22 protein-coding genes and 1 pseudogene are annotated in these 18331 nt (G+C 67.1%); 8 read left to right on the top strand and 15 right to left on the bottom strand.

What is annotated here, in order from left to right; translation table 11 throughout:
- Window positions 1-112: 112 nt before the first annotated feature.
- Window positions 113-424 (bottom strand): hypothetical protein, encoded by a 312-nt coding sequence (locus ABZU75_RS39100; protein ID WP_355566041.1) that lies wholly within the window; start codon window positions 422-424, stop codon window positions 113-115.
- Here ABZU75_RS39100 and ABZU75_RS39095 point away from each other — a divergent pair.
- Window positions 407-1483 (top strand): hypothetical protein, encoded by a 1077-nt coding sequence (locus tag ABZU75_RS39095; protein ID WP_355566038.1) that lies wholly within the window; start codon window positions 407-409, stop codon window positions 1481-1483. The genes ABZU75_RS39100 and ABZU75_RS39095 overlap by 18 nt on opposite strands.
- A gap of 318 nt (window positions 1484-1801) precedes the next feature.
- On the opposite strand, the gene ABZU75_RS39090 is transcribed toward ABZU75_RS39095, so the two are convergent.
- The gene (locus ABZU75_RS39090) at window positions 1802-2257 is read right to left on the bottom strand and encodes an Lrp/AsnC family transcriptional regulator (protein WP_355566035.1); all 456 of its coding nucleotides are present in this window, start codon (window positions 2255-2257) and stop codon (window positions 1802-1804) included.
- A gap of 62 nt (window positions 2258-2319) precedes the next feature.
- Between ABZU75_RS39090 and ABZU75_RS39085 the strand changes: the two genes are divergently transcribed.
- The 4 genes from ABZU75_RS39085 (at window position 2320) to ABZU75_RS39070 (ending at window position 6218) form a co-directional block, all read left to right on the top strand.
- Window positions 2320-3078 carry an AzlC family ABC transporter permease gene (locus ABZU75_RS39085; RefSeq protein WP_355566032.1) on the top strand — a complete coding sequence of 253 codons (759 nt, stop codon included), beginning with the start codon at window positions 2320-2322 and terminating at the stop codon, window positions 3076-3078.
- Between the two features lie 6 nt (window positions 3079-3084).
- Entirely contained in the window at window positions 3085-3411 is a 327-nt protein-coding gene (locus ABZU75_RS39080; protein WP_355566029.1) for an AzlD domain-containing protein, read from the top strand.
- Between the two features lie 104 nt (window positions 3412-3515).
- Window positions 3516-3644 carry a hypothetical protein gene (locus tag ABZU75_RS39075; RefSeq protein WP_355566026.1) on the top strand — a complete coding sequence of 43 codons (129 nt, stop codon included), beginning with the start codon at window positions 3516-3518 and terminating at the stop codon, window positions 3642-3644.
- A 489-nt stretch (window positions 3645-4133) separates the two neighbouring features.
- Window positions 4134-6218: a prolyl oligopeptidase family serine peptidase gene (locus ABZU75_RS39070; RefSeq protein ID WP_355566023.1), complete on the top strand. Its 2085-nt coding sequence runs from the start codon at window positions 4134-4136 to the stop codon at window positions 6216-6218.
- A 149-nt stretch (window positions 6219-6367) separates the two neighbouring features.
- Here the strand turns inward: ABZU75_RS39070 and ABZU75_RS39065 are convergent, their stop codons facing one another.
- Together ABZU75_RS39065 and ABZU75_RS39060 are read right to left on the bottom strand one after the other, a co-directional pair.
- On the bottom strand, window positions 6368-6736 hold the full coding sequence (locus tag ABZU75_RS39065) for a hypothetical protein (RefSeq protein WP_355566020.1): 369 nt from the start codon (window positions 6734-6736) through the stop codon (window positions 6368-6370).
- A gap of 8 nt (window positions 6737-6744) precedes the next feature.
- The gene (locus ABZU75_RS39060; RefSeq protein WP_355566017.1) at window positions 6745-7467 is read right to left on the bottom strand and encodes an SDR family oxidoreductase; all 723 of its coding nucleotides are present in this window, start codon (window positions 7465-7467) and stop codon (window positions 6745-6747) included.
- Window positions 7468-7568: 101 nt separating this feature from the next.
- Between ABZU75_RS39060 and ABZU75_RS39055 the strand changes: the two genes are divergently transcribed.
- Window positions 7569-8405 (top strand): helix-turn-helix transcriptional regulator, encoded by an 837-nt coding sequence (locus ABZU75_RS39055; RefSeq protein ID WP_355566014.1) that lies wholly within the window; start codon window positions 7569-7571, stop codon window positions 8403-8405.
- A 32-nt stretch (window positions 8406-8437) separates the two neighbouring features.
- Here the strand turns inward: ABZU75_RS39055 and ABZU75_RS39050 are convergent, their stop codons facing one another.
- The 6 genes from ABZU75_RS39050 to ABZU75_RS39025 all read right to left on the bottom strand — a co-directional run bounded on the left by ABZU75_RS39050 (window position 8438) and on the right by ABZU75_RS39025 (window position 12361).
- Window positions 8438-9070 (bottom strand): response regulator transcription factor, encoded by a 633-nt coding sequence (locus ABZU75_RS39050; protein ID WP_355566011.1) that lies wholly within the window; start codon window positions 9068-9070, stop codon window positions 8438-8440.
- A complete protein-coding gene (locus ABZU75_RS39045; RefSeq protein WP_355566008.1) occupies window positions 9067-10173 on the bottom strand; it encodes a histidine kinase in 1107 nt (368 codons plus the stop codon). The genes ABZU75_RS39050 and ABZU75_RS39045 overlap by 4 nt, the downstream gene beginning before the upstream one ends.
- Before the next feature lie 3 nt (window positions 10174-10176).
- Window positions 10177-10368: a hypothetical protein gene (locus tag ABZU75_RS39040; protein WP_350917601.1), complete on the bottom strand. Its 192-nt coding sequence runs from the start codon at window positions 10366-10368 to the stop codon at window positions 10177-10179.
- Window positions 10369-10770: 402 nt separating this feature from the next.
- Window positions 10771-10971, bottom strand: a complete 201-nt coding sequence (locus tag ABZU75_RS39035) for a DUF397 domain-containing protein (RefSeq protein WP_355566003.1) — start codon at window positions 10969-10971, stop codon at window positions 10771-10773.
- Window positions 10972-11090: 119 nt separating this feature from the next.
- Window positions 11091-11522, bottom strand: coding sequence for a DUF397 domain-containing protein (locus tag ABZU75_RS39030; protein WP_355566000.1), 432 nt, complete (start codon window positions 11520-11522; stop codon window positions 11091-11093).
- Window positions 11522-12361, bottom strand: coding sequence for a helix-turn-helix transcriptional regulator (locus ABZU75_RS39025; protein ID WP_355565998.1), 840 nt, complete (start codon window positions 12359-12361; stop codon window positions 11522-11524). Before ABZU75_RS39025 ends, ABZU75_RS39030 begins: the two co-directional genes overlap by 1 nt.
- A gap of 216 nt (window positions 12362-12577) precedes the next feature.
- On the opposite strand from ABZU75_RS39025, the gene ABZU75_RS39020 reads away from it, so the two are divergent.
- Window positions 12578-13132, top strand: a complete 555-nt coding sequence (locus ABZU75_RS39020) for an ATP-binding protein (protein WP_355565995.1) — start codon at window positions 12578-12580, stop codon at window positions 13130-13132.
- Window positions 13133-13304: 172 nt separating this feature from the next.
- On the opposite strand, the gene ABZU75_RS39015 is transcribed toward ABZU75_RS39020, so the two are convergent.
- From ABZU75_RS39015 to ABZU75_RS39005, 3 genes are all read right to left on the bottom strand, one after another.
- Window positions 13305-13880 (bottom strand): hypothetical protein, encoded by a 576-nt coding sequence (locus ABZU75_RS39015; protein WP_355565992.1) that lies wholly within the window; start codon window positions 13878-13880, stop codon window positions 13305-13307.
- Between the two features lie 29 nt (window positions 13881-13909).
- Entirely contained in the window at window positions 13910-15592 is a 1683-nt protein-coding gene (locus ABZU75_RS39010; RefSeq protein ID WP_355566044.1) for an alpha/beta hydrolase, read from the bottom strand.
- 123 nt (window positions 15593-15715) lie between these two features.
- On the bottom strand, window positions 15716-16000 hold the full coding sequence (locus ABZU75_RS39005; protein WP_355565989.1) for a hypothetical protein: 285 nt from the start codon (window positions 15998-16000) through the stop codon (window positions 15716-15718).
- 176 nt (window positions 16001-16176) lie between these two features.
- On the opposite strand from ABZU75_RS39005, the gene ABZU75_RS39000 reads away from it, so the two are divergent.
- Window positions 16177-17343 carry an SMI1/KNR4 family protein gene (locus tag ABZU75_RS39000; protein WP_355565986.1) on the top strand — a complete coding sequence of 389 codons (1167 nt, stop codon included), beginning with the start codon at window positions 16177-16179 and terminating at the stop codon, window positions 17341-17343.
- 121 nt (window positions 17344-17464) lie between these two features.
- Here the strand turns inward: ABZU75_RS39000 and ABZU75_RS38995 are convergent, their stop codons facing one another.
- The gene (locus tag ABZU75_RS38995) at window positions 17465-17593 is read right to left on the bottom strand and encodes a hypothetical protein (protein ID WP_355565982.1); all 129 of its coding nucleotides are present in this window, start codon (window positions 17591-17593) and stop codon (window positions 17465-17467) included.
- A gap of 87 nt (window positions 17594-17680) precedes the next feature.
- Window positions 17681-18331, bottom strand: a pseudogene (locus ABZU75_RS38990) (HNH endonuclease); the annotation flags it as partial.

The following is an 18331-nucleotide window of genomic DNA, read 5'->3' as shown; positions in this document are numbered from 1 at the left end:
CCGGCACGCCCAGCCCAAGGTCAGCTTCGCAGCCAGCTCCCCGATCCGCTCATGGACCAGTTATCCCGCCAAGGTTGCGTGACGCGCCACTAGCCGCCGGCCGGCCCCGCCGTCAGGCCATTAAGCGGTAGGCGATGCCGGCCAGGATGTCGCTCATCGAGGACAGGTCCCGGCCCTCCTGAATGGCGGTGGCCAGCAGATGCACGACCGCCCCGATCGCGGCGGTACCGGCCATCGGCGGTCCCGGCCGGTCGGGGCGGCGCCCGGCCACCAGCGCCTCCATCAGCCGGGCCCATGCCGTGAGGCACTCAGCCCGTACCTTGCGGCGACCGACTCGACCACCAGCGCCCAGGCCGGGCTCCTGGTCAGGCAGAGCCTCACGCAGGGCACGCCGTACGCCGCCGTCATGATCACCGGCAGCCACGGCGTGAGGATGCAGCACAACTTCACCCACGACGTGGCCGGCGGTCCTGTGCAGGGGCCACAGTGGCTGCGGCTGACCAGGTCGGGCGACACTCTCACCGGCTACGAGTCAGGCGACGGAAAGACGTGGACCGAGGTCGGCACGGTCAAGCTGACCGGGCTGCCGGAGACGGTCGAGATCGGGCTGTTCGCCACCTCGCCAGGTGCCTTGTGGGAGATGGCGAAAGCCTTCGCCCAGGCCACCGCCACCTTCGACCAGATCGAGCTGCAGGGCGCGAACGGTTCGTGGCGGCGTGACGACGTCGGCGTCTCCTTGGGGCCTGACGGCAAGACCCTGCATCACCCGGGCGGGGTCGTCGAGTCCGGTGACAAGCTCCTCGTGACCGGGGGCGGTGACATCGGGCCCGCCACGGTGGAGGGCGGTCTGCGCGCTGACCTCATGCTGATCGGCGGGGCTGTGGGGCTGATCCTGGTGCTCGTGGTGGCGGTCTCGTTCTTCACGGCGGAACACCGGCGGGGGCTGATCGGGACCGGCCTGCCGGCCGAGCCGCATCCAGCGTGGCTGCTGGCGGCCAAGGCCATGGTGGTCGGCGCGGTCGCGTTCGTGACGGGGCTGGTGACCTCGGGGGTCGTGGTCCCTGTCGGCCTGGCGATGTTGCGTGCCAATCAGAACCCGATTCAGCCGATCACCCTGGGTACCGAGCTGCGGGTGATCGTCGGCTACGCGGCGCTGACCGCGGCCGCCGCCGTGCTGGCTCTGGGCCTGGCCGCGCTGGTCAAGCGGGGCATCGTCGCCATCGGGCTGGCCATCGCGCTGGTCGTCGTGCCCTACCTGCTGGCGACCGCGGGTCTGGTGCCATGGCTGCTGATGATCACCCCTGCCGCCGGATTCGCGATCACGCAGAGCGTCCCCACGTTCGCGCATGTGGACGTGGACCAGTCACTGCTCGGGGGCTATTACCCGCTCCCGCCATGGGGAGGTTTGGCCGTGACCTGCGGATATGCCGCCCTCGCCCTCGGGGTGGCGATGGCCGTGCACCGTAGGAAAGCGCCACGTTAGGTTCCGCTCGCCCAAAGGTGCAGAACCCGCTCGGCGGTAGCACCCCGGGATACGGCTCAGACAATGCCGGAAATATGCCCGAACCTCGAGGTCCGCCGAACCGCCTTCGGGCCCTTACGCCGACAGTGCAAGCACCTCGGGCATCCGTGCAGGCTGCTTCGGAAATCGACACCCCTGATGCTCCGCCTCAGGTACGTGGCAACGGTCTCTTATCCAGTACATGGTGCCGACCTGCGGGTTCACCGCGATGGCAGCCGCACGACCCGGGTGCGTCATCCGGTACATCGAGATCGGATGTGAGCTTTGGGCGTATGCGGGCTAGACCCCTTTGATGCGTTTCATGGTGATGTGGGAGTCGACCCGGGAGACCGCGGGCAGCGGCAGGATCTGCCGGCTGAGGAACTCCTCGTAGACGATCGGGTCGGCGACCGCCACCCTGATGTAGTAGTCCGGGCGGCCGAACATGCGCCGGAACTCCACGACCTCCTCCAGCGCCGCGACCCGGGATTCGAAGTCCTCCACGGTCTGCAGGTCGTTGACCGCGATCTCCACCGAGATGACCACTTCCAGGGAACGGCCCAGGGCCGCCGGGGAGATCTGCGCCCGGTACCCGGCGATCACCCCGGCGTCCTCCAGGCGCTTGACCCGGCGCAGGCACGGCGGGGGTGTCAGCCCCACCCGGCCGGCCAGCTCCACGTTCGACAACCGACCGTCCCGAGCAAGGTGAAATAATATTTCACGATCAATGTGATCAAGACTAATAATATTGCTCATACGCTTTACTCCTGATAATTTTTGAAACCATATTATGCACTATACGCACTAAAATTGCTTCCATGAGTGCAATGCGAGCGAGGGGCGGGTCGCGGGACTTCGCGGCGGCAGCGGCCGACACCGCCTCGGTGGGGCTCAGCCTGTTCCCCCTCGGGATCAGCTTCGGCGTCCTGGTGGTGCACACCGGGCTGAGCTGGTGGTGGGCCACGGTGTTCACCGCCGTGATCTACGCCGGGTCGCTGGAGTTCCTGCTGCTGGGCTTGGTCGCCTCGGTGACACCGCTGGGGCAGATCGCGGTGACTGCGCTGCTGGTGAACCTCCGGCACGTCTTCTACGCCCTGTCCTTCCCGCTGTCGCAGGTCCGGCCGCTCGGCCGCATCTACGCCACCTTCGCGCTCACCGACGAGGCCTACGCCCTGACCGCCGGCGATCGCGCCCGCTCCTGGAACAGCGCCCGCATTCTGTGGATGCAGGTGCTGTGCCAGGGCTACTGGGTCGGTGGAGCCACCCTTGGCGCGCTCGCCGGATCCCTGATCCCGCTCACCCTGCACGGCCTGGACTTCGCCCTGACCGCCCTGTTCGTGGTCTTGACGATCGACGCCTGGCGCGCCCAGCGGGACCTGCCCGCTCCCCTGCTGGCAGCGGCCGGCTTCGCCGTCGCCGCGCTCTTGACTCCCGGGCAGGTGCTGCCGGCCGCGATGGCCCTGTTCACCGCAGGCCTGCTGATCCGCTACGCCGTGGACCGCCACACCGCCTCCCGTGCGCCCGACGATCACGCCCGCCCCGTGCCCGCCGCGGCCGCCTCAGCCGGGGAAAGGTGAAAACCCGTGCCCAGCCCGCACTACCTGGCCGCCGCCGTGGCCGTCAGTGCCGCCGTCACCTGGGGTCTGCGCGCCCTGCCCTTCGCCGTCTTGACCCCGCTGCGCCGCTCGGCCGTCCTGGGCTACCTCGCCCTGCAGATGCCCACCGGCATCATGTTGATCCTCGCCCTGTACACCCTGAGCGAGGTCCGCCCCACCTGGTCGGCCGTCGTGCCCACCGCGGCGGCCCTGGCCACCGCGATCGGGCTGCACCTGAAAACCCGCAACGCCGTGATCAGCGTCCTGGGCGCGACCACCTTGCACGTGGTGCTGTCGACCCTCTGGCAGACCTGACGACCCATCGCGTGCATGAAGTTGCCCCGAAGCCGGCCGTCACTTTTGGCGGGGTCATGTGGGGAGCCTGCCGGACAGCCTCAGCCCCATCGGTCCTGGCGGTCATGCGCAGTTACGCGATCGGCGCGCTGCGGCTGCTCAACTTCACCGGCATCGCCGACATCGCCGAGGGAACCCGCTGGGCCCGCGATGATTTCGGCAACCCGTTGATCGCTCTCGGTCTCACGATTTGAGAACGTCGTCAGCCCCGGGATCTATCTCGAAAGGCTCCGCATTACTGTTGCGCTAGATCGATATAGACGTGGCATTCTAGTACGTCTTTTTCTCTTGCGCGAAATTTTAGCAGGAGGATAGCCAATATGGCCGATGTGCGTGCCGAGGATCCAGGGAGGATTGGCGCTCACCGTCGAGGGCGAAGCCTGTGTTTATCGATCCCGGGTGCGGGGATACTTGTCGTCGTAATCGCTCATTCCGGGCGAATCAACGAATCCGGGAGGCTGACATGAATGGATACCTACCGTATCGTGATTCCACTCCGACTACCCGCATTGGGGGCGTACGCGGCTGGCAGGCGGACATTCTTCGCGGCCAGTCGTAGCTGAATGAGCCGAGGTGCTGCGGTGTCAAGACCGCAGTGCCTCGACCTAATTGCGGGCGGGGCGATGCATCGGGGGGCGTTTGTGGCGCGATTGTCGTACCCTGCCGTTTGGCGCAGCGATGTGGTGGAGGATCTGTTCGGATTCCCGGTTTCCGACCCCTACCGATGGTTGGAAGACGGCAATGACGCGCGCGTGCGGGACTGGGCCGCGGCCCAGGATCGTCTCTTCCGCGAATATCGCGCCGGATGGCGTGAGAAGCAATCGTGGGCGTCCTTGGTGGATCAGATGTCATCCTTCGGCGTGTCCGAGCCTCCGATGGTGCGTGGTCCGGTCATGTTCCTTGCCGAGCAACTCCGTGGGGATGAGCAACGGCGCCTGCTCGTCGTTGACGCTGCGGGGAACAGGCGGGTGCTGGTCGATCCGGCAGAGATCGATCCGTCCGGCCATACCGGGCTGTATGCCTGGTGGCCATCGCGCGAGGGCGAACGTGTGGCTGTCCAAATGGAGGTCGCCGAGCAGCCCGGCAGCGACATCATGGTGCTGGACGTGCGTACCGGGGAGACGGTGGACGGGCCGTTGCCACGCGCCCGTAACACCTCGCTCGCCTGGTTGCCGGGAGGGGATGCGTTCTACTACGTCAGCCGTGTTCCCGATGAGGAACTGGCCCCCGGCGACATGCGTTTGCAGCGGCGGGTGAGGCTGCATCGGATCGGTTCGCCCTGGCGGACCGACGCGGTGGTGTTCGGCGGTGACGATGCCCCAGAGCACTATTACGGGCTCACGGTCAGCGCCGACGGCCATCATCTGGCGATCACTGCGATGGTCGGGCCCGCCTCGCACAACGATGTGTACGTGGCCGAGCTCACCGATCCGGAAGCCCCGCATTTCATCAGGATCGTGGATGGACGCACCATAGGCGCCCGTGTTCTCCCACGCTTCCTCGCGGACAACGATCTGCTGCTGGTCACCGACTACCAGGCCCCGTGTGGCCGCATCTGTACGGCGCACCGGCACGATACCGACCCGGCCGCATGGCGCGCACTGGTAGCCGAAGATCCCCAAGCCCCCTTGGACGAGTGTCTGGTCCTGGACGGCCCGGCACTTCCGCAGCCCCTCCTGCTGGTGGCACGCGCCCGCCACGGCACCTCCACCCTGACACTGCACGACCTGGCCAGTGGTCGGCTGCTCACCGATCTGCCCCTTCCCGGCGCGGGCGTCGTGTCATCCCTGCGCACGAACGTCCCACACGGGCATCACGCGTGGTTCAGCTACTGCGACGCGACCACACCCCCCACCATCTATCGCCACGACGCCGCCAGCGGGAAGACGGAACAAGAAACCGGCGCCGCAATAGCCGGCCACACTCCAGGAATCCGCAGCCGCAGCGTGCGTTATCACGCCGGCGACGGCACCGAGATCACGCTGCTCCTGTTCACCCCGGCTGAGGAGCATCAGGGCCCCCGCCCCACCCTCCTTTACGGCTACGGCAGCTTCGGCATGCCGATGCGCTCATGGTTCTTCCCCATGGCAGCCGCATGGGTCAGCGCCGGCGGCACCTACGCGGTCGCCTGTGTACGCGGAGGCGGCGAAGAAGGCCAACGCTGGCACGACGCCGGCCGTGGACCACACAAACACCGCGCGATCAGCGACTTCAACGACGCCGCGACCTGGCTCATCAACACCGGCCGGACCACCCGCGACCAACTGGCGATCTTTGGCCAATCCGCCGGCGGGCTACTGGTCACCGCCGCCGCCACCCAGCGACCGGACCTGTACGCCGCGGTCATCGCCGAAGGCCCGCTATGTGACATGGTGCGCTACGAACACTTCGGCCTGGGATGCACATGGACCGAAGAATTCGGTACCGCCTCCCAACCCGAACAACTCCAATGGCTACTCACATACTCCCCGTACCACAACGTCACGCCCGGAGCCCCCTATCCCGCATTCCTCCTCACCGGCGCGGTAACCGATCTGCAGACCGGAGAGGCCCACGTCACCAAAATGTGCGCGGCACTCCAACACGCCACCAGCAGTGACCGGCCGGTCCTCATGCGTCGAGAACCAGACACCGCCCACGCCGCCTCTCCCGCGAGCAAGGAACGCGCCCTGACCGCGGACATCCTGGCCTTCGCCGGAAAACACACCGGTCTGTCACCGAAAAAAACAACCATGCGTCCTCACGAGACTGCCGCAGAAGCACACTGAGAACGGGACCTGACCGTAACCACGGGAATCAGCCTCGATCTTTCGTGATCTTCGTGCGGTCGGCTGAGGGTTGTCTTCGCTTTCCGGTCAGGGTGGGGCCCGGCTGTCGCGCCGGTCCCCACTGACGAACGCCGGGCACCAGCGGACGGCTACACCCAACGGCCAAGGGCGTCGATCGTCGTTTCCGGTGAGGTGTTGAAGCAGAACCGGATCCCGGGTGCCGTCGCCACCAGCACGTTGATCAGCCGTTCGAACAGGAGGGTGTGCTCGGGTGCCATCCGCACACCACCTCCGATCATGGCCAGCTCGAAGGTGCCCTCGGACAACCGTTCCCGGATGGTCCTCTCCGCCGCGTCCGGGTCGGTACCGATCAGGCACGACACCGCGTCGAAACCCGCCGCCCGCAGAGCCGCGTCGCCCTGCTCGATCCGTGCGGTGAGCGTCGCCTCATCGAGGCCCGGATGCCGGGTGTAGTCGATCGCGTTCGGATGTAGCCCGATCGTCAGAATCGTTGCCATCTTCGCTCCTACCAGGGGACGGGGCCGTTACGGTCGAAGAAGCCTCCGGTGGGCCCGTCAGGGTCCAAAGTGGCCAACCTGATGATCGCATCGGCCCCCTCGGCGACGGTGTGGACACCCGTGTGATGGTTCATGTCGGTGGCGGGGTTGCCCGGATCCGCGGCGTTGACCTTGAACCCGGGCAGCGCTCGGGCGTACTGGGACACGATCATGTTGAGCGCCGCCTTCGACGAGGCGTAGTCCAGGGCCAGGAAGCCGGACTCGGGGCGGGTGGGGTCACCGGCGTGTGTCAGCGAGGCGAGACCGCTGGACACCATGACGATGCGGGGCTGTTCCGACTTCCGAAGCAACGGCAGGAACGCGTGTGTGACCCGTACCTGACCGAACACGTTGACCTCGTACAGCTCCCGTAGCGCGTCGGCGCCCATGTCGGCCGGATCCAGCAACGGGCCACCGACTCCGGCGTTGTTGACCAGCACATCCAGGTGATCCACGCGGCCGGCGACGGCCTTCACGGCCGCCGCCACGGACTCGTCCGAGGTCACGTCGAGCTCGACGAACTCGACATCGAGCCCTTCACCGGCCAGCGTGTCCGCGGCGTGCATGCCGCGTTCCCGGTCCCGGGCGGCCAGCAGGACCAGCCATTCTCTCCCGGCCAGGCGGCGTACGGTCTCCCGGCCCAGTCCCTTGTTCGCTCCGGTGACCAGCGCCACCGTCTTCATGTCCGTCATGGGGTCGATCGTCGGTGCGCGCGTCCGGGCACGCCAGGACCGCTGAGGCATGGGACCCGCGGTACCACCCGGCCGCGCGGTCCGTGCGACATCATCGAGGAGTGGACCGAGCCGAACTCGCCGAAGTACTCCGCACAGCCCGGGCCCGGGTGCGACCGCAGGACGTCGGGCTGCCGTCGGGCACTCGCCGCCAGGTGCCGGGCCTGCGCCGGGAGGAAGTGGCCATGCTCGCGAGTCTGAGCGTCGACTACGTGGTCCGGCTTGAACAGGGGCGCGGGCCGCGGCCTTCGAGCCAGGTCATCGCCGCGTTGGCCCAGGCGCTGCGGCTCGACGACGATGACCGCGACCTGGTGTTCCGGCTTGCCGGTCACGAGCCGCCTCAGGCCGGACGCGTCGCGACGGTCATACGGCCGAGCGTGCTCCGGCTGCTGGACCGCATGGCGGATCTGCCCGTGCTGGTGCTGTCGGCCAAGGGCGACGTGCTGGCCTGGAATCCCCTCGGGGCGGCGCTTCAAGGCGACATGTCCGCGTGGCCGCAGCGGCAGCGGAACCTTATCTGGCAACGTTTTCTCGGTAGTAGCCGCTGCCAGGTCGCCGCGGGTCCGGGCGAAGACGACGCGGCCGCTCGCGCCTCGGTCGGCACGCTCCGTGCCGCCCAGGCCCGTTACCCCAACGACCCCGAACTGGCGCGAATGATCACAGGACTGCGTCGTGGCAGCCCGCGATTCGACGAGCTGTGGCGGGAGGGACGCTCCTCCCCATGGCGTACCGCGACCAAGAGCATCGCCCATCCCGAGCTGGGGACCATCACGCTCGATTGCGACACCCTTCTGCTCCCGGACAGCGACCAGACCGTGCTCGTGTACTCGGCCGAGCCGGGAACCCCCGATGCCACGGCGCTCGACATGCTACGGGTGACCGGGCTGCAGCACTTCTGAGGCGCCGCGGACGGATCCACGAAAGACCGAGGCTAGTGCAGCTTGTCGCGCGCGTAGGCGGCGGCCTCCGTGCGGTTGCGGACGCCGATCTTGGCGAAGGCGTTGTTGATGTGCGTCTTGACGGTCGTCTCCGCGATGAAGAGGGCCGAGCCGATCTCCGCGTTGCTCAGACCCCCGGCGACGAGCCGCAGCACCTCGACCTCCCGCACGGTCAGCCCGTCGGGACAGGCCGTGACCGGCGGTGGTGCGGCGCGAGACAGCGCGTCGACCAGCCGACGGGACACCGCGGCCGAGAACGTCGACTGCCCGGCGGCGGCGGAGCGGAGGGCGGCGGCGATCTCGGCGCGTCCGGCGTCCTTGGTGAGGTAGCCACAGGCCCCGGCCAGCAGGGCGGAGTCCACGGACCGGTCGTCGTCGTAGGTGGTCAGCACCACGACGACCACCTCCGGGTAATGGCGGGCGATCCGCCGCGTGGCCTCGACGCCGTCCATCACGGGCATGCGCAGGTCCATGAGCACGACGTCGGGGCGCAGCTCGGCCACCAGGCTCAGGGCCTCTTCGCCGTTCCTGGCGTCGCCCACCACCTCCACGTCGTCGACCAGGTCCAGCAGCGCCACCAGGCCCTCGCGCATGAGCTGCTGGTCGTCCACGACCAGAACCCTCACTCCGGCACCTCCGCCCGTACCTCCCACAGACCACCCGCCGGTCCGGCGTTCAGAGTCCCGCCCGCGAGCGCCAGCCGCTCACCCATGCCCTGCAGGCCGTGCCCGGATGACGCCGCCGCGCGTCCGGCCGCGCATGGGTTGCGCACCACCAGCCGGATGGCGCCCTCACCGTAGCCGAGCTCGACCGTGACCGGCTCGCCCGGGGCATGCTTGGCGGCGTTGGTCAGCGCCTCGCGTGCCGTACGCAGCAGGCAGACCTCCGCCGCCGGGGTGATCGGCCGCCGGGCGCCCGTCGTGCGCAGCTCGGCGGGCACGTCGTGGTCCCTGCGATGCTCGGCGACCAGCAGGCTCAGCGCGTCGGGCAGCGGCGGCACGTCCTCGCGCAGGGCCGCCACCGCCGAGCGCGCATGGACCAGCCCCTCCCTGGCCAGAGCCCGCGACCTGCGGATGCGCGTCACCGCTCCCTCCACGTCGCCTCGCTCGGTGAGTATGGCCTCGGCGACCTCCAGCTGCACCCCCAGGGCACCGAGGGAGTGTGCGAGCACGTCGTGGAGCTCTCTGGCGATGCGAGCCCGCTCGTCGAGCGCCATGGCCCTGGCCCGGTCCTGCTGGGCCCGGCGGTAGTGGCGCCGGTGCAACGCGAAGAGCACGGTGCACATCATGACCGCCCCGCGGACCACGATCGCCGATCGAGGCTGCTCCCACCACAGCATGCTGCCGACCATGAGCGCCAGGTCGCCCACGGTGACCGCGACGATCGCTCCCATGCTCGGCGTCACGTGCGCCGCGAACAGCAGCAGTGTCGCGAACAGCAACACCGTGGGCGCCGCCTCGGCCGATCCTGACACCGACGCGGCGATCGCCGAACCGGCCGCGAGCAGAGCCACGGCCACGCGCGGAAAGCGGCCGTCAAACAGGACGAAGGCCAGCCAGCACGCCATGGACGCGCCGAGCGCCGACCACACCAGTGCGGGGGCGCGGTCGGGGGAGGCGGTCGCGAGCGACCAGGCGAAGACCAGGCTTATCAGCAGCCTGACCAGGCGGCCGGTTTCGGGGTCATCGGCCGCCAGCAGCCGCACGACCCGACCCCACACCTCCCGCATTGCTTAGCGCGAGTCCTTCAAGGTCAAAATCATGTCCACCAGGATAAGCCGGAAGGCCACGAAGCCGACGACCACCAGCAGCGCCACGACCACGATCGCGAGCAGGAGCTTGCCGTTCATCTTTCCCCCATTGGCGTCCAGGAGCCGGTGCAGCAGGTCGAGCCAGAGGCCCGACCGTCCAGAGCGTTTGTCCATGCCTGGGAAGGTAGGGATCGGGTGGGGTGGAGCGGCACCCTCGAAGGGTGGAGAGCGGGGTGGAACTCGACGTAGCCGGTAGCCGTGTCGCCCACCTGGTGACTACCCGGGCGCGCACATGGTCGTCCGCCAGGTCCCGCCGGAACGCTGGACGGATCGACGAGTACGGCGTCGACCTCGACGAGGACCCGGAATTTCTCCGCACCGTGCGGCGCGCGACCGGATGCGACCCCGAGACTGGCCTGCCGATTACGTTTTGGAGATCCTCCAGACCCGGCACGCCCGCATCACCATCCACCAGCACGCACTCGAAACTCGACCAGCCACCGGCCGGGCTACTCGCCGAGATGGCAGCCCTGGCTCGGCGGCTCGTCGTAGTCGCACCTGTGTAGCGGGTGTTCGCTAGTCGAACTCGCCGTCCTTGACGCTGCTGATGAAGGTGTTCCATTGGCCCAGGGTGAATTTCAGGACGGGGCCGGTGGGGTTCTTGGAGTCCCGTACGGCCTGGCCTCCACCGGGAAGGTTCCGGGCGACCTCTACGCAGTTGTTGCCGCCGCCCTGGCTGAGGGTGCTCTTGTGCCATTCGGCGCCAGACAGATCCATCGGTGCCTCACAACCGGTCGATCAGTTCGGACAGGTACACGATCGATGTGCCAGTTCCAGGTTCGCGAACTTTGTAAACAGCGCCTGACCCCGGCGCGAACTGATCGCGCCTGGGCGGCTCAGGTGAGGTGGTCGAATTCGCCGTCTCTGGCTCCGGACAGCCACGCGTTCCACTCGCCGGGGGTGAACACGAGCGTCTCCTCCGTGGGGGTGAGGCGCATCGCTATGTGGGCGTCGACGAACGCGATCGACAGGTGGATGTCGCCGGGGGTGGGGGCGGGCAGCCACTCGGCTGCGGCGAGGGCGAGGTCTGTGGCTGCCGGTTTGGACAGGTGAGACGGTGCTTCGGTGAGGTGTGCGGGCAGGTCGTAGCAGCCGTTCCGCGCCTCGGTCACCAGGGTTTGCCAGGTGTTGGGAGTGCACAGCAGCCTGGGTCCCTCCGGGTTCTTGGAGTCACGAATGGCGACCCCGGACGGTACCGGCTTCATCTGGACGCACTGCTGGCCGCTGCCGCTGTAGCTGCTGGTGATCCAACCCTGCTCACTGGTCATCAGATCGCCTTTCTCACGTCCTTGATCAGCGTCACCGACTCGTCGGGAGTGAGGACTTTGTCACGTGCGACCTCGACGGCCCGGTAATACCGGGCGACGTCATCGGGTGCCTCCACGAAGATATCTCCGAAGAAACCTTCCTGGTAGGCCACAGGAGGGTCTTCCTTGTCGGGAAAGTCCAGGATGGTGAATTCGCCGTCCAAGCCGGGGTAACCGCCTGCGGCGAGGGGGACGATCTGAAGGGTGACCGCCGGGTGCGCGGCGACATCGATCAGATGGTCGAGTTGGGTACGGGCGATCTGGGTGCCGCCGATCTTTCGCCACAGGATGGCCTCGTCGAGGATGACGCTTATCTGGGGCGGTTCGGCACGGGTAAGAAGTTGGCGCCGGGTGATCCGTGCTTCGACGCGTCTACGGATCTCCTGTTCGGAGCCGTCCAGCAGGGTCCCTGCGATCAAGGCGTGGGCGTAGTCGGGGGTTTGCAACAGACCAGGGATGTTGTGGACAAGGAAGGTGATGGCTGAGGCGTCGTCCTCCAGGACGAAGTACGACCCGCCCTTGTACATGTCGCTGTAGGCCAGCCACCAGCCGCGTTTCCATGCCTCCCGACAGAGTTTGCCAAGCGCTTCGGCCTGCGGAGAGGGTACGCCGTAGACGTTGAGGAGCAGTTCGAGATCTTCGAGAATGAGGCGGCTTTCTCCGTTTTCGACTCGGTAGATCTTCGAACGGGACCAGCCGAGTCGTTTGGCGACCTGTTCGGGCGATAGGCCACATGATTCGCGAATGGCGCGTATTTCTCGCAGGAGTCGGCGCCCTCGGACCGACAGGCTGTACCGCATTTCGTCACCTCTATGTCCGTTTTTGGGATGACTTCTTCTGAATCCTGTCTGACGCTTCAGCCACGAACTTGGGATTTCTCATCAATGAGTGGTTGCGGATTAAGGAAGTCTCGCATAATGATAGCCGCACAGCACGCTCCGTATCGAGGTAGTCACGCTAAGCCCTGGCGGGCTCGATCGCGGAACTGCCTCCGTTCCCACCCGTTAGGAGCAACGATGCTCATCGAGCACGTTCCCGTCCCGGACCCCGGCGAGTACGGCAGAGCCCAGAACCGCTTCCGGATGACCGCCTGGTGTCTGCCTCGCTGTAATGCGGCCCGGCGGGCTCGGGGAGTCTTCCGCGATCAGCTGGCCAAGCTGCCCCTGACCGCTGACGTGCTCGACGAGCTGGAGATCGTGGTCTCCGAGCTGGTCACCAACGCCACCCGCTATGCCCCCGGCCCCTACGAACTACGCCTCCTGCACGACCACGGCCTGCCCGTCCGGGCCGAGGTCGTGGACGCCGGAGCCGGAACCACCCTCATCGACCACCTCCTGCACCGCCCCTCGCCTCTCCCCGAACGCCTCGACGACCTCGAACTCGGCGGCCGGGGCCTGCGCATCGTCACCGAACTCACCCACGGACGCTGCGGCACCCAATGGACCCGCCTGTGCGGCACGGGCCAGCTCGGCACCGGCGTCTGGTTCGACCTCCCCACCCAGCCCCACCAACCCCGAACCCCCGACCTCCGGATTCAGCGGGATCGTCCCCACTTCCCACCGATCCCCTGAACCCGGAGCCGGTCCATGCCCGCGGCCCCCCTTGCCGAGCGTGGACCGTACAAAGGCCGGCGTCCACGGACCTGATCCCCACTCGTCCGGGACGCCGGCCTCCCCATCCCACGATGACGCGGCAGAATTCGGCTGATGAGCTGTGCGAGCAAGGAGAAATGAGTTTGGCGGGTCAGGTGGAGGAGGGGGAAGGCTTGTCGGGGCGAAAGCATGGCGAGCTCACTGAGAACAAAATTTGCAAGGTAGAGTTTCGCTTGGCCGTATCGAGAGCGAGGCGAAAGTCATCACCGGTCCTGCCGGACAATCTAGGTTTGCCCTTATCGAACGCATATTCGTTTGTAATCTTATGTCCTGCCCCCTCCCAGTTCGCCTGAATATGTCGAGCCGCCTCGACGAGACGCTCCTTGGGAATCCCTGTCAGGTAGTAAATTCGAATGACATAGATATCCCCGGTGAGGATGTTCCCCTCATTCGGGATGCAGGGGTGGTCAGCGAGACTCGTGGGGTAAAGGTCCAGGCCAGGAGTCGGTGTAATTCCAGTGAGGGTCGAGCGGATGAGCTCCTCCACCCGGGTGAGGGCCTGGGCCTCGGACATATTCGGCCCATCGTTCATCTTCGACTCCTTCGCGCAGCCGCTGAGCCAGCTGACCATCATCAACGCGGTGAGTGCCGCGAGTACGCGTAATCGCCGTGCCATGAGTTCCTCTCGCAGTTCGCGTGGCCGTTCGGCGGCTAGCTTAATTGGCATCTCGCGCGATTTTTTCGCGACGTTTACATTTATGAAGATAAATCCGATGGCCGAAGAAAAGGTGCGAATATTTTCTGGACGTCATCAAATTCTCCGGCGATGATGTGGCCGATGTTAATTAGAGAATCAGAATTGTCCATCCAGTAGTCGGAGTGGCCGCCCTCGCCAGCGCGGAAGCGGATGGCGCCGAATTCGGGGGAGTCCGGATCTCCACCGAACCGCCCAAGCTTGGCGACAGGGTCATTGTCACTGGCCCCTACCCACACATGACTGCCCACACCCAGCTCGGTGGCCTGGGAGGTGCCAACGCCGGGGCTCAGGTCGTCGGCGAACGTCCCGGGAGGGCGCAGCGTGGCGGCTTTACCCGTAGTCAGGGAGCCGTAGCTGTGGCCGACCATGGTCAGACGGGCCGGTACGGCGAGGTCATGGGTGGCGTGCAGCCCATCGGTGAAGGAGGCCAGTTCCTGGGCGCCCTTCTCGGCGGCACCGTCCGCGGCCACCGTATGGCCCGGGGTGATCAATCCGAGGTCGAGCTGCGGAGCGTCATAGCCGAGCCACGCGATCGAAGCCGTCTGGTTTCCGTCGGCAAACATGTCTGCCGCACTCCAGGTGCGCCGGGCGCGGTCGAAGTCGGCGGCGCCGTTCTCGACCTGGGTGGTCAACCCCGGCACATAGGTGGTGATGTTGTGTGCCCTGTCGGGGTCGCCGTACGACACCACCGCGCGGCCGTGCGCGTTCACCGCGTCGAAGGCGAGCAGCAGCGCCGGGGGGAAGCCGTTCCGGCCTCCCTTGGCGAGGGCCGCTCTCACCTCCTGGACCCTCTTCAGCATGAGGGAGACCCGCTCTCTGGCCACCTCCAACCCCGCGCGCCCCTCTCCGGAGAACACGGCCCACCCGGCTTTCTCCGTGAGACCGGACAGCATCGTGGTCAGCCGTTTCTCCTCCTGGTCGAGAAAGGTCCGGTTGAGTCTGTCGCGGGTGGCCGAGGGCAGCCCGTTCAGTGAGCCGACCAGGCCCGGAGCCGCACTGGTCAGCTCCTTCGCGGTGGCCGGACTCAGTGTCTTCCACCAGGCGCTGACCCGCTGTGCCAAGCTCGCGTCTTTTCCCTCCCGCTGGAGTTTCAGTATCCCCTCCAGGGCTTTGGCATCGCCGCCGCTCGCGCGGGAGAGCAGGTCCCTGGCCTTGTTCGGCGCGGTGTCGAACGCGCCGAACAGCCCGTACGCCGCCGCTCCCGCACCGATTGTGTCCATGCCGAGGAATGGCCCTTGCAGGGGAAGTCCGTTCTCGGCGATCGGCGCCACGCGCGTGATGGTCTCCAGACGCTTTCGCAGATCTCTGGTCTGGGTCTCGGCCCAGGCCCCGATGGAGCCGATCGCAGGGCCTGCGCCGGGGGCCACGCACAGCACCGAGCAGGCGTTCTGTAGTTGAGATCCGGCTTCCAGCAGCGGGTCACCGGCCCGGTCGAGCTCTCTGATGAGGAGCTCCATCTGGGCGGTGCCTATCCCCCTAAACCCGCCGGCCCCCGCACTCATGGTCGTTTGGAGTGGGGTGACCACCCGTAGGTGTGGGGGAGAGGTTCCGCCTTGGCGTGCGATCAGTTCGGTGATCTCGTCCAGCGCCGTCTGGAACGCCTGCTGAAGCCGTACGCGGTGGGAGAACAGTTCTTTGGTGAAATAGGACGCTCCGCCACCCACCCAGGTATTGGTCTGCATCACCTGAGACGCTCTGTTCAGCGCGGATGCGTTGGCCTGCGCGAGCTCGGCCACTCTGCGATATGCCTCGATTGCGTATTTCGCGGTCGAAGTCATATCGGAAGACGTCACCGACGCATCTCATCATGAATACACTTGCTGGTCCATTCTTAATAAGCGAGCATCATTCTCGCTGTGGGTGATCTGCCGGATATCGGCGAACCGATATCCGGCCCACGGTTCATCCGCTCCCGATCTCGGCGCCAGATCTGTGGGTATCTGAGTTAGGGATGCGGTGCCGGGCGCAGGGCTCCGCCGGTGAGGCCGTCCGGCGCGGTCGCTCAGCTCGTTGAGTTCCCTAACACGCCGTTCGAACTCCTCGAGGGTGTGGAAGGCAGTGCGGTACAGCCGCTGGTCGTCGATGCTCATCTGCATCGTGTCCACTGCGAATCCGAGCGGGGCCACACCCGTGCGCGACCAGCAGCATCAGAAGCTGCGTGGCCCACGGGAACCTGCTGGCGGGCGATGACACTCGGTGCCGGTCCGCGATGTCGGTGGCTTCTGCTGGGATGAGCGCGACATGATCGATGTGCGAGGGGTGCCGCGTGAACCGTGAGGCCTGGAAGCCGTTTCTGAAGCGCTGGAGTGAGGAGTGGCTCGCCGTCCACGACGTGGAGCCGCGCTCGGCGTTCGAGGAGCCGGTCACCGATGACTGGCTGGGCTTCCCGCCTGCCTCGGCCGAGCAGGTGGCCGCGGCGGAGGCGCGGCTGGGGTGCGTGCTGCCGCCGTCCTTCCGGGAGTTCCTCCTGGCGACCGACGGCTGGCGAGACGCGGGCCTGTTCGTCCACCGGCTGCGCGACACCGGTGACATCGGGTGGCTGCGCGACCTGGACTCGCCGTGGGCTGAAGACTGCGACGACATCGATGACGAGGGTGACGAGGAGGACGATGCCGTCATCCTCGCGCGATCGCTGCAGATCTCGCTGGAGGCGGACGCGGGCATCCTGTTCCTCGACCCGGGAGACGTGGACGAGCACGGGGAGTGGGCCGCCTACGAGCTTTTCACCTGGAGGGCCATGGGCCCGGAGCGGCACGGCTCCTTCTATGAGCTGATGTACGACCTGTATGCCGGTTTTCACACCTTGGACCGCCCGCAGTGCCAGACCCAGCGTGACTGGGACGCGAAGATCGAGCAGGCCCGTCTGGCGAGCCTGGCGGGCGAGGTCGACGGGCCGCTGGCGGTGCTGGAGGAGGCCGCGCGCTTCGGCCGGGACCGTGCCAAGATCCTGCTGTTCCAGATGCGGGCCATACTGGGCGTCGGCGATGCGATCGAGCTGATCGATTCGACGCTGAGGCGTGGCATCGAGCCCACCTGGCCTCTTGACGCTCCCTTCCTGACAGCCGAGGTCCTGCCCATCCTGTTCGCCGACCACAAGCGCACCGCTCGCTGGCGCACCCAGTCCACCCTCGTCGGCCTGGTGAAGCACGGATCCGAACCGGTCCAGCGGCTGATCGCCGACTACCGGGCGCGGGCGAGCGAGCCCGGATTCCGGGTCCGCTTCGGCGGGGCGGACTTCGACGACGCGGTGCACGCCGCGATCGCCGACCACACCGGGGACGACGCCTGGCCGCTCCTGCGCGACGCCCTGTCGCTGTGGCGCCCGATGAGCGATGACCACCTCGCGCCGATCGCTCTGCTGGCCGATCCGAGGATCGCCCGGTTGATCACACCGGAGCGGGGGCGCGAGATCCTCACCATGCGACGCGGCTGACCGCCGGCGATGCCCCGCCCCGCCGGACTTGATGACCTATCCGTACGTGGGGTAACCGTGCCGCATAACTGGTCGATCGGTGACGACTCGGCTCCCAGCGCATTGGTGACGAGGCGCCGCATCACCGGGGCATGTCGAACTCGCCGTCCTTGACGCTGCTGACGAAGGTGTTCCATTCGTCCAGGGTGAGGCCGCTGGGGTTTTTGCCGTTTCCACTGGTGGAAACCGCGCCTGACAGGCCCCTGTTCACCAGAACCTCCCGAGGATGCCCCGGCCTTCAGGCCGGGGAGGAACCGGGAGCGGGAGGGCCGTCAAGGCCCGGGCGTGCCCTGATCGGTCAGTCATGTCGATCGGCTTCTTTCTGGGTCGTGTAGCCGTAGCCGTCCGCGCGTTGAAGATGGCGGACGTGCCGGTGGTTGATCCCGGTGATGCGACCGTGCTGGGTGGTGATGTCGAACGAGCCGGAGGAGCGGACCAGGACTCGCCCGGCGTGAATCCCGGTCTTCTTGCCTGCCGGGACGTTCGCCCGGACCAGGTCGCCGGTTTGGAAGCCGTGGTGCAGTTTGCTCCGTGGCCGGGCAAGGCGAGGGAATCCGTACCGGTCGGGGGTGGTGCGGGCGTAGGTGCCGCGCCCGGTCGCCGTGACCACCAGGAGCGTGGACGGCCAGGTGGTCACGGTCTCCAGTTCGCCGACGTGCAGCGCGTCCAACGTGTGCGACTTGGCGGCGCCGGTGCGGGAGCGGTTCCACTTTGTACGGCCGCCGGACGTGGTGTGAACGGGCAGGCCGGTCGCCTCCAGTGCCCGCCACAGCGCCCACCGGGTGGTGTTGACGGCGGCGGCGTCGCGCAGCGGGGCCTTCGCCTGCTTGAGGATCTTCGTCAGGAGGGCGGGTCTGCCTTTGAGGAATTCCTCGATCGGGGTGGCGTTCTTGGCCTGGTTGCAGCCGATGCACGCCAGGGTGAGGTTGCTGATCCGGTCCGAGCCGCC

Origin of the sequence: Streptosporangium sp. NPDC005286 (assembly GCF_040607515.1) — a bacterium.
Lineage (GTDB): Bacteria > Actinomycetota > Actinomycetes > Streptosporangiales > Streptosporangiaceae > Streptosporangium.
Note: the sequence above shows the minus strand (reverse complement) of the source record. Positions and strands in the feature narration are given on the sequence as shown.

Coding starts and splice junctions, on each gene's coding strand:
- ABZU75_RS39075 (WP_355566026.1), top strand. CDS start 3,516: ATGCGCAGTTACGCGATCGGCGCGCTGCGGCTGCTCAACTTCACCGGC.
- ABZU75_RS39035 (WP_355566003.1), bottom strand. CDS start 10,971: ATGGATCTGTCTGGCGCCGAATGGCACAAGAGCACCCTCAGCCAGGGC.
- ABZU75_RS39065 (WP_355566020.1), bottom strand. CDS start 6,736: ATGGCAACGATTCTGACGATCGGGCTACATCCGAACGCGATCGACTAC.
- ABZU75_RS39060 (WP_355566017.1), bottom strand. CDS start 7,467: ATGACGGACATGAAGACGGTGGCGCTGGTCACCGGAGCGAACAAGGGA.
- ABZU75_RS39090 (WP_355566035.1), bottom strand. CDS start 2,257: ATGAGCAATATTATTAGTCTTGATCACATTGATCGTGAAATATTATTT.
- ABZU75_RS39010 (WP_355566044.1), bottom strand. CDS start 15,592: ATGCAGACCAATACCTGGGTGGGTGGCGGAGCGTCCTATTTCACCAAA.
- ABZU75_RS39020 (WP_355565995.1), top strand. CDS start 12,578: ATGCTCATCGAGCACGTTCCCGTCCCGGACCCCGGCGAGTACGGCAGA.
- ABZU75_RS39015 (WP_355565992.1), bottom strand. CDS start 13,880: ATGCCAATTAAGCTAGCCGCCGAACGGCCACGCGAACTGCGAGAGGAA.
- ABZU75_RS39025 (WP_355565998.1), bottom strand. CDS start 12,361: ATGCGGTACAGCCTGTCGGTCCGAGGGCGCCGACTCCTGCGAGAAATA.
- ABZU75_RS39085 (WP_355566032.1), top strand. CDS start 2,320: ATGAGTGCAATGCGAGCGAGGGGCGGGTCGCGGGACTTCGCGGCGGCA.
- ABZU75_RS39095 (WP_355566038.1), top strand. CDS start 407: ATGATCACCGGCAGCCACGGCGTGAGGATGCAGCACAACTTCACCCAC.
- ABZU75_RS39040 (WP_350917601.1), bottom strand. CDS start 10,368: ATGGACAAACGCTCTGGACGGTCGGGCCTCTGGCTCGACCTGCTGCAC.
- ABZU75_RS39005 (WP_355565989.1), bottom strand. CDS start 16,000: ATGAGCATCGACGACCAGCGGCTGTACCGCACTGCCTTCCACACCCTC.
- ABZU75_RS39045 (WP_355566008.1), bottom strand. CDS start 10,173: ATGCGGGAGGTGTGGGGTCGGGTCGTGCGGCTGCTGGCGGCCGATGAC.
- ABZU75_RS39030 (WP_355566000.1), bottom strand. CDS start 11,522: ATGACCAGTGAGCAGGGTTGGATCACCAGCAGCTACAGCGGCAGCGGC.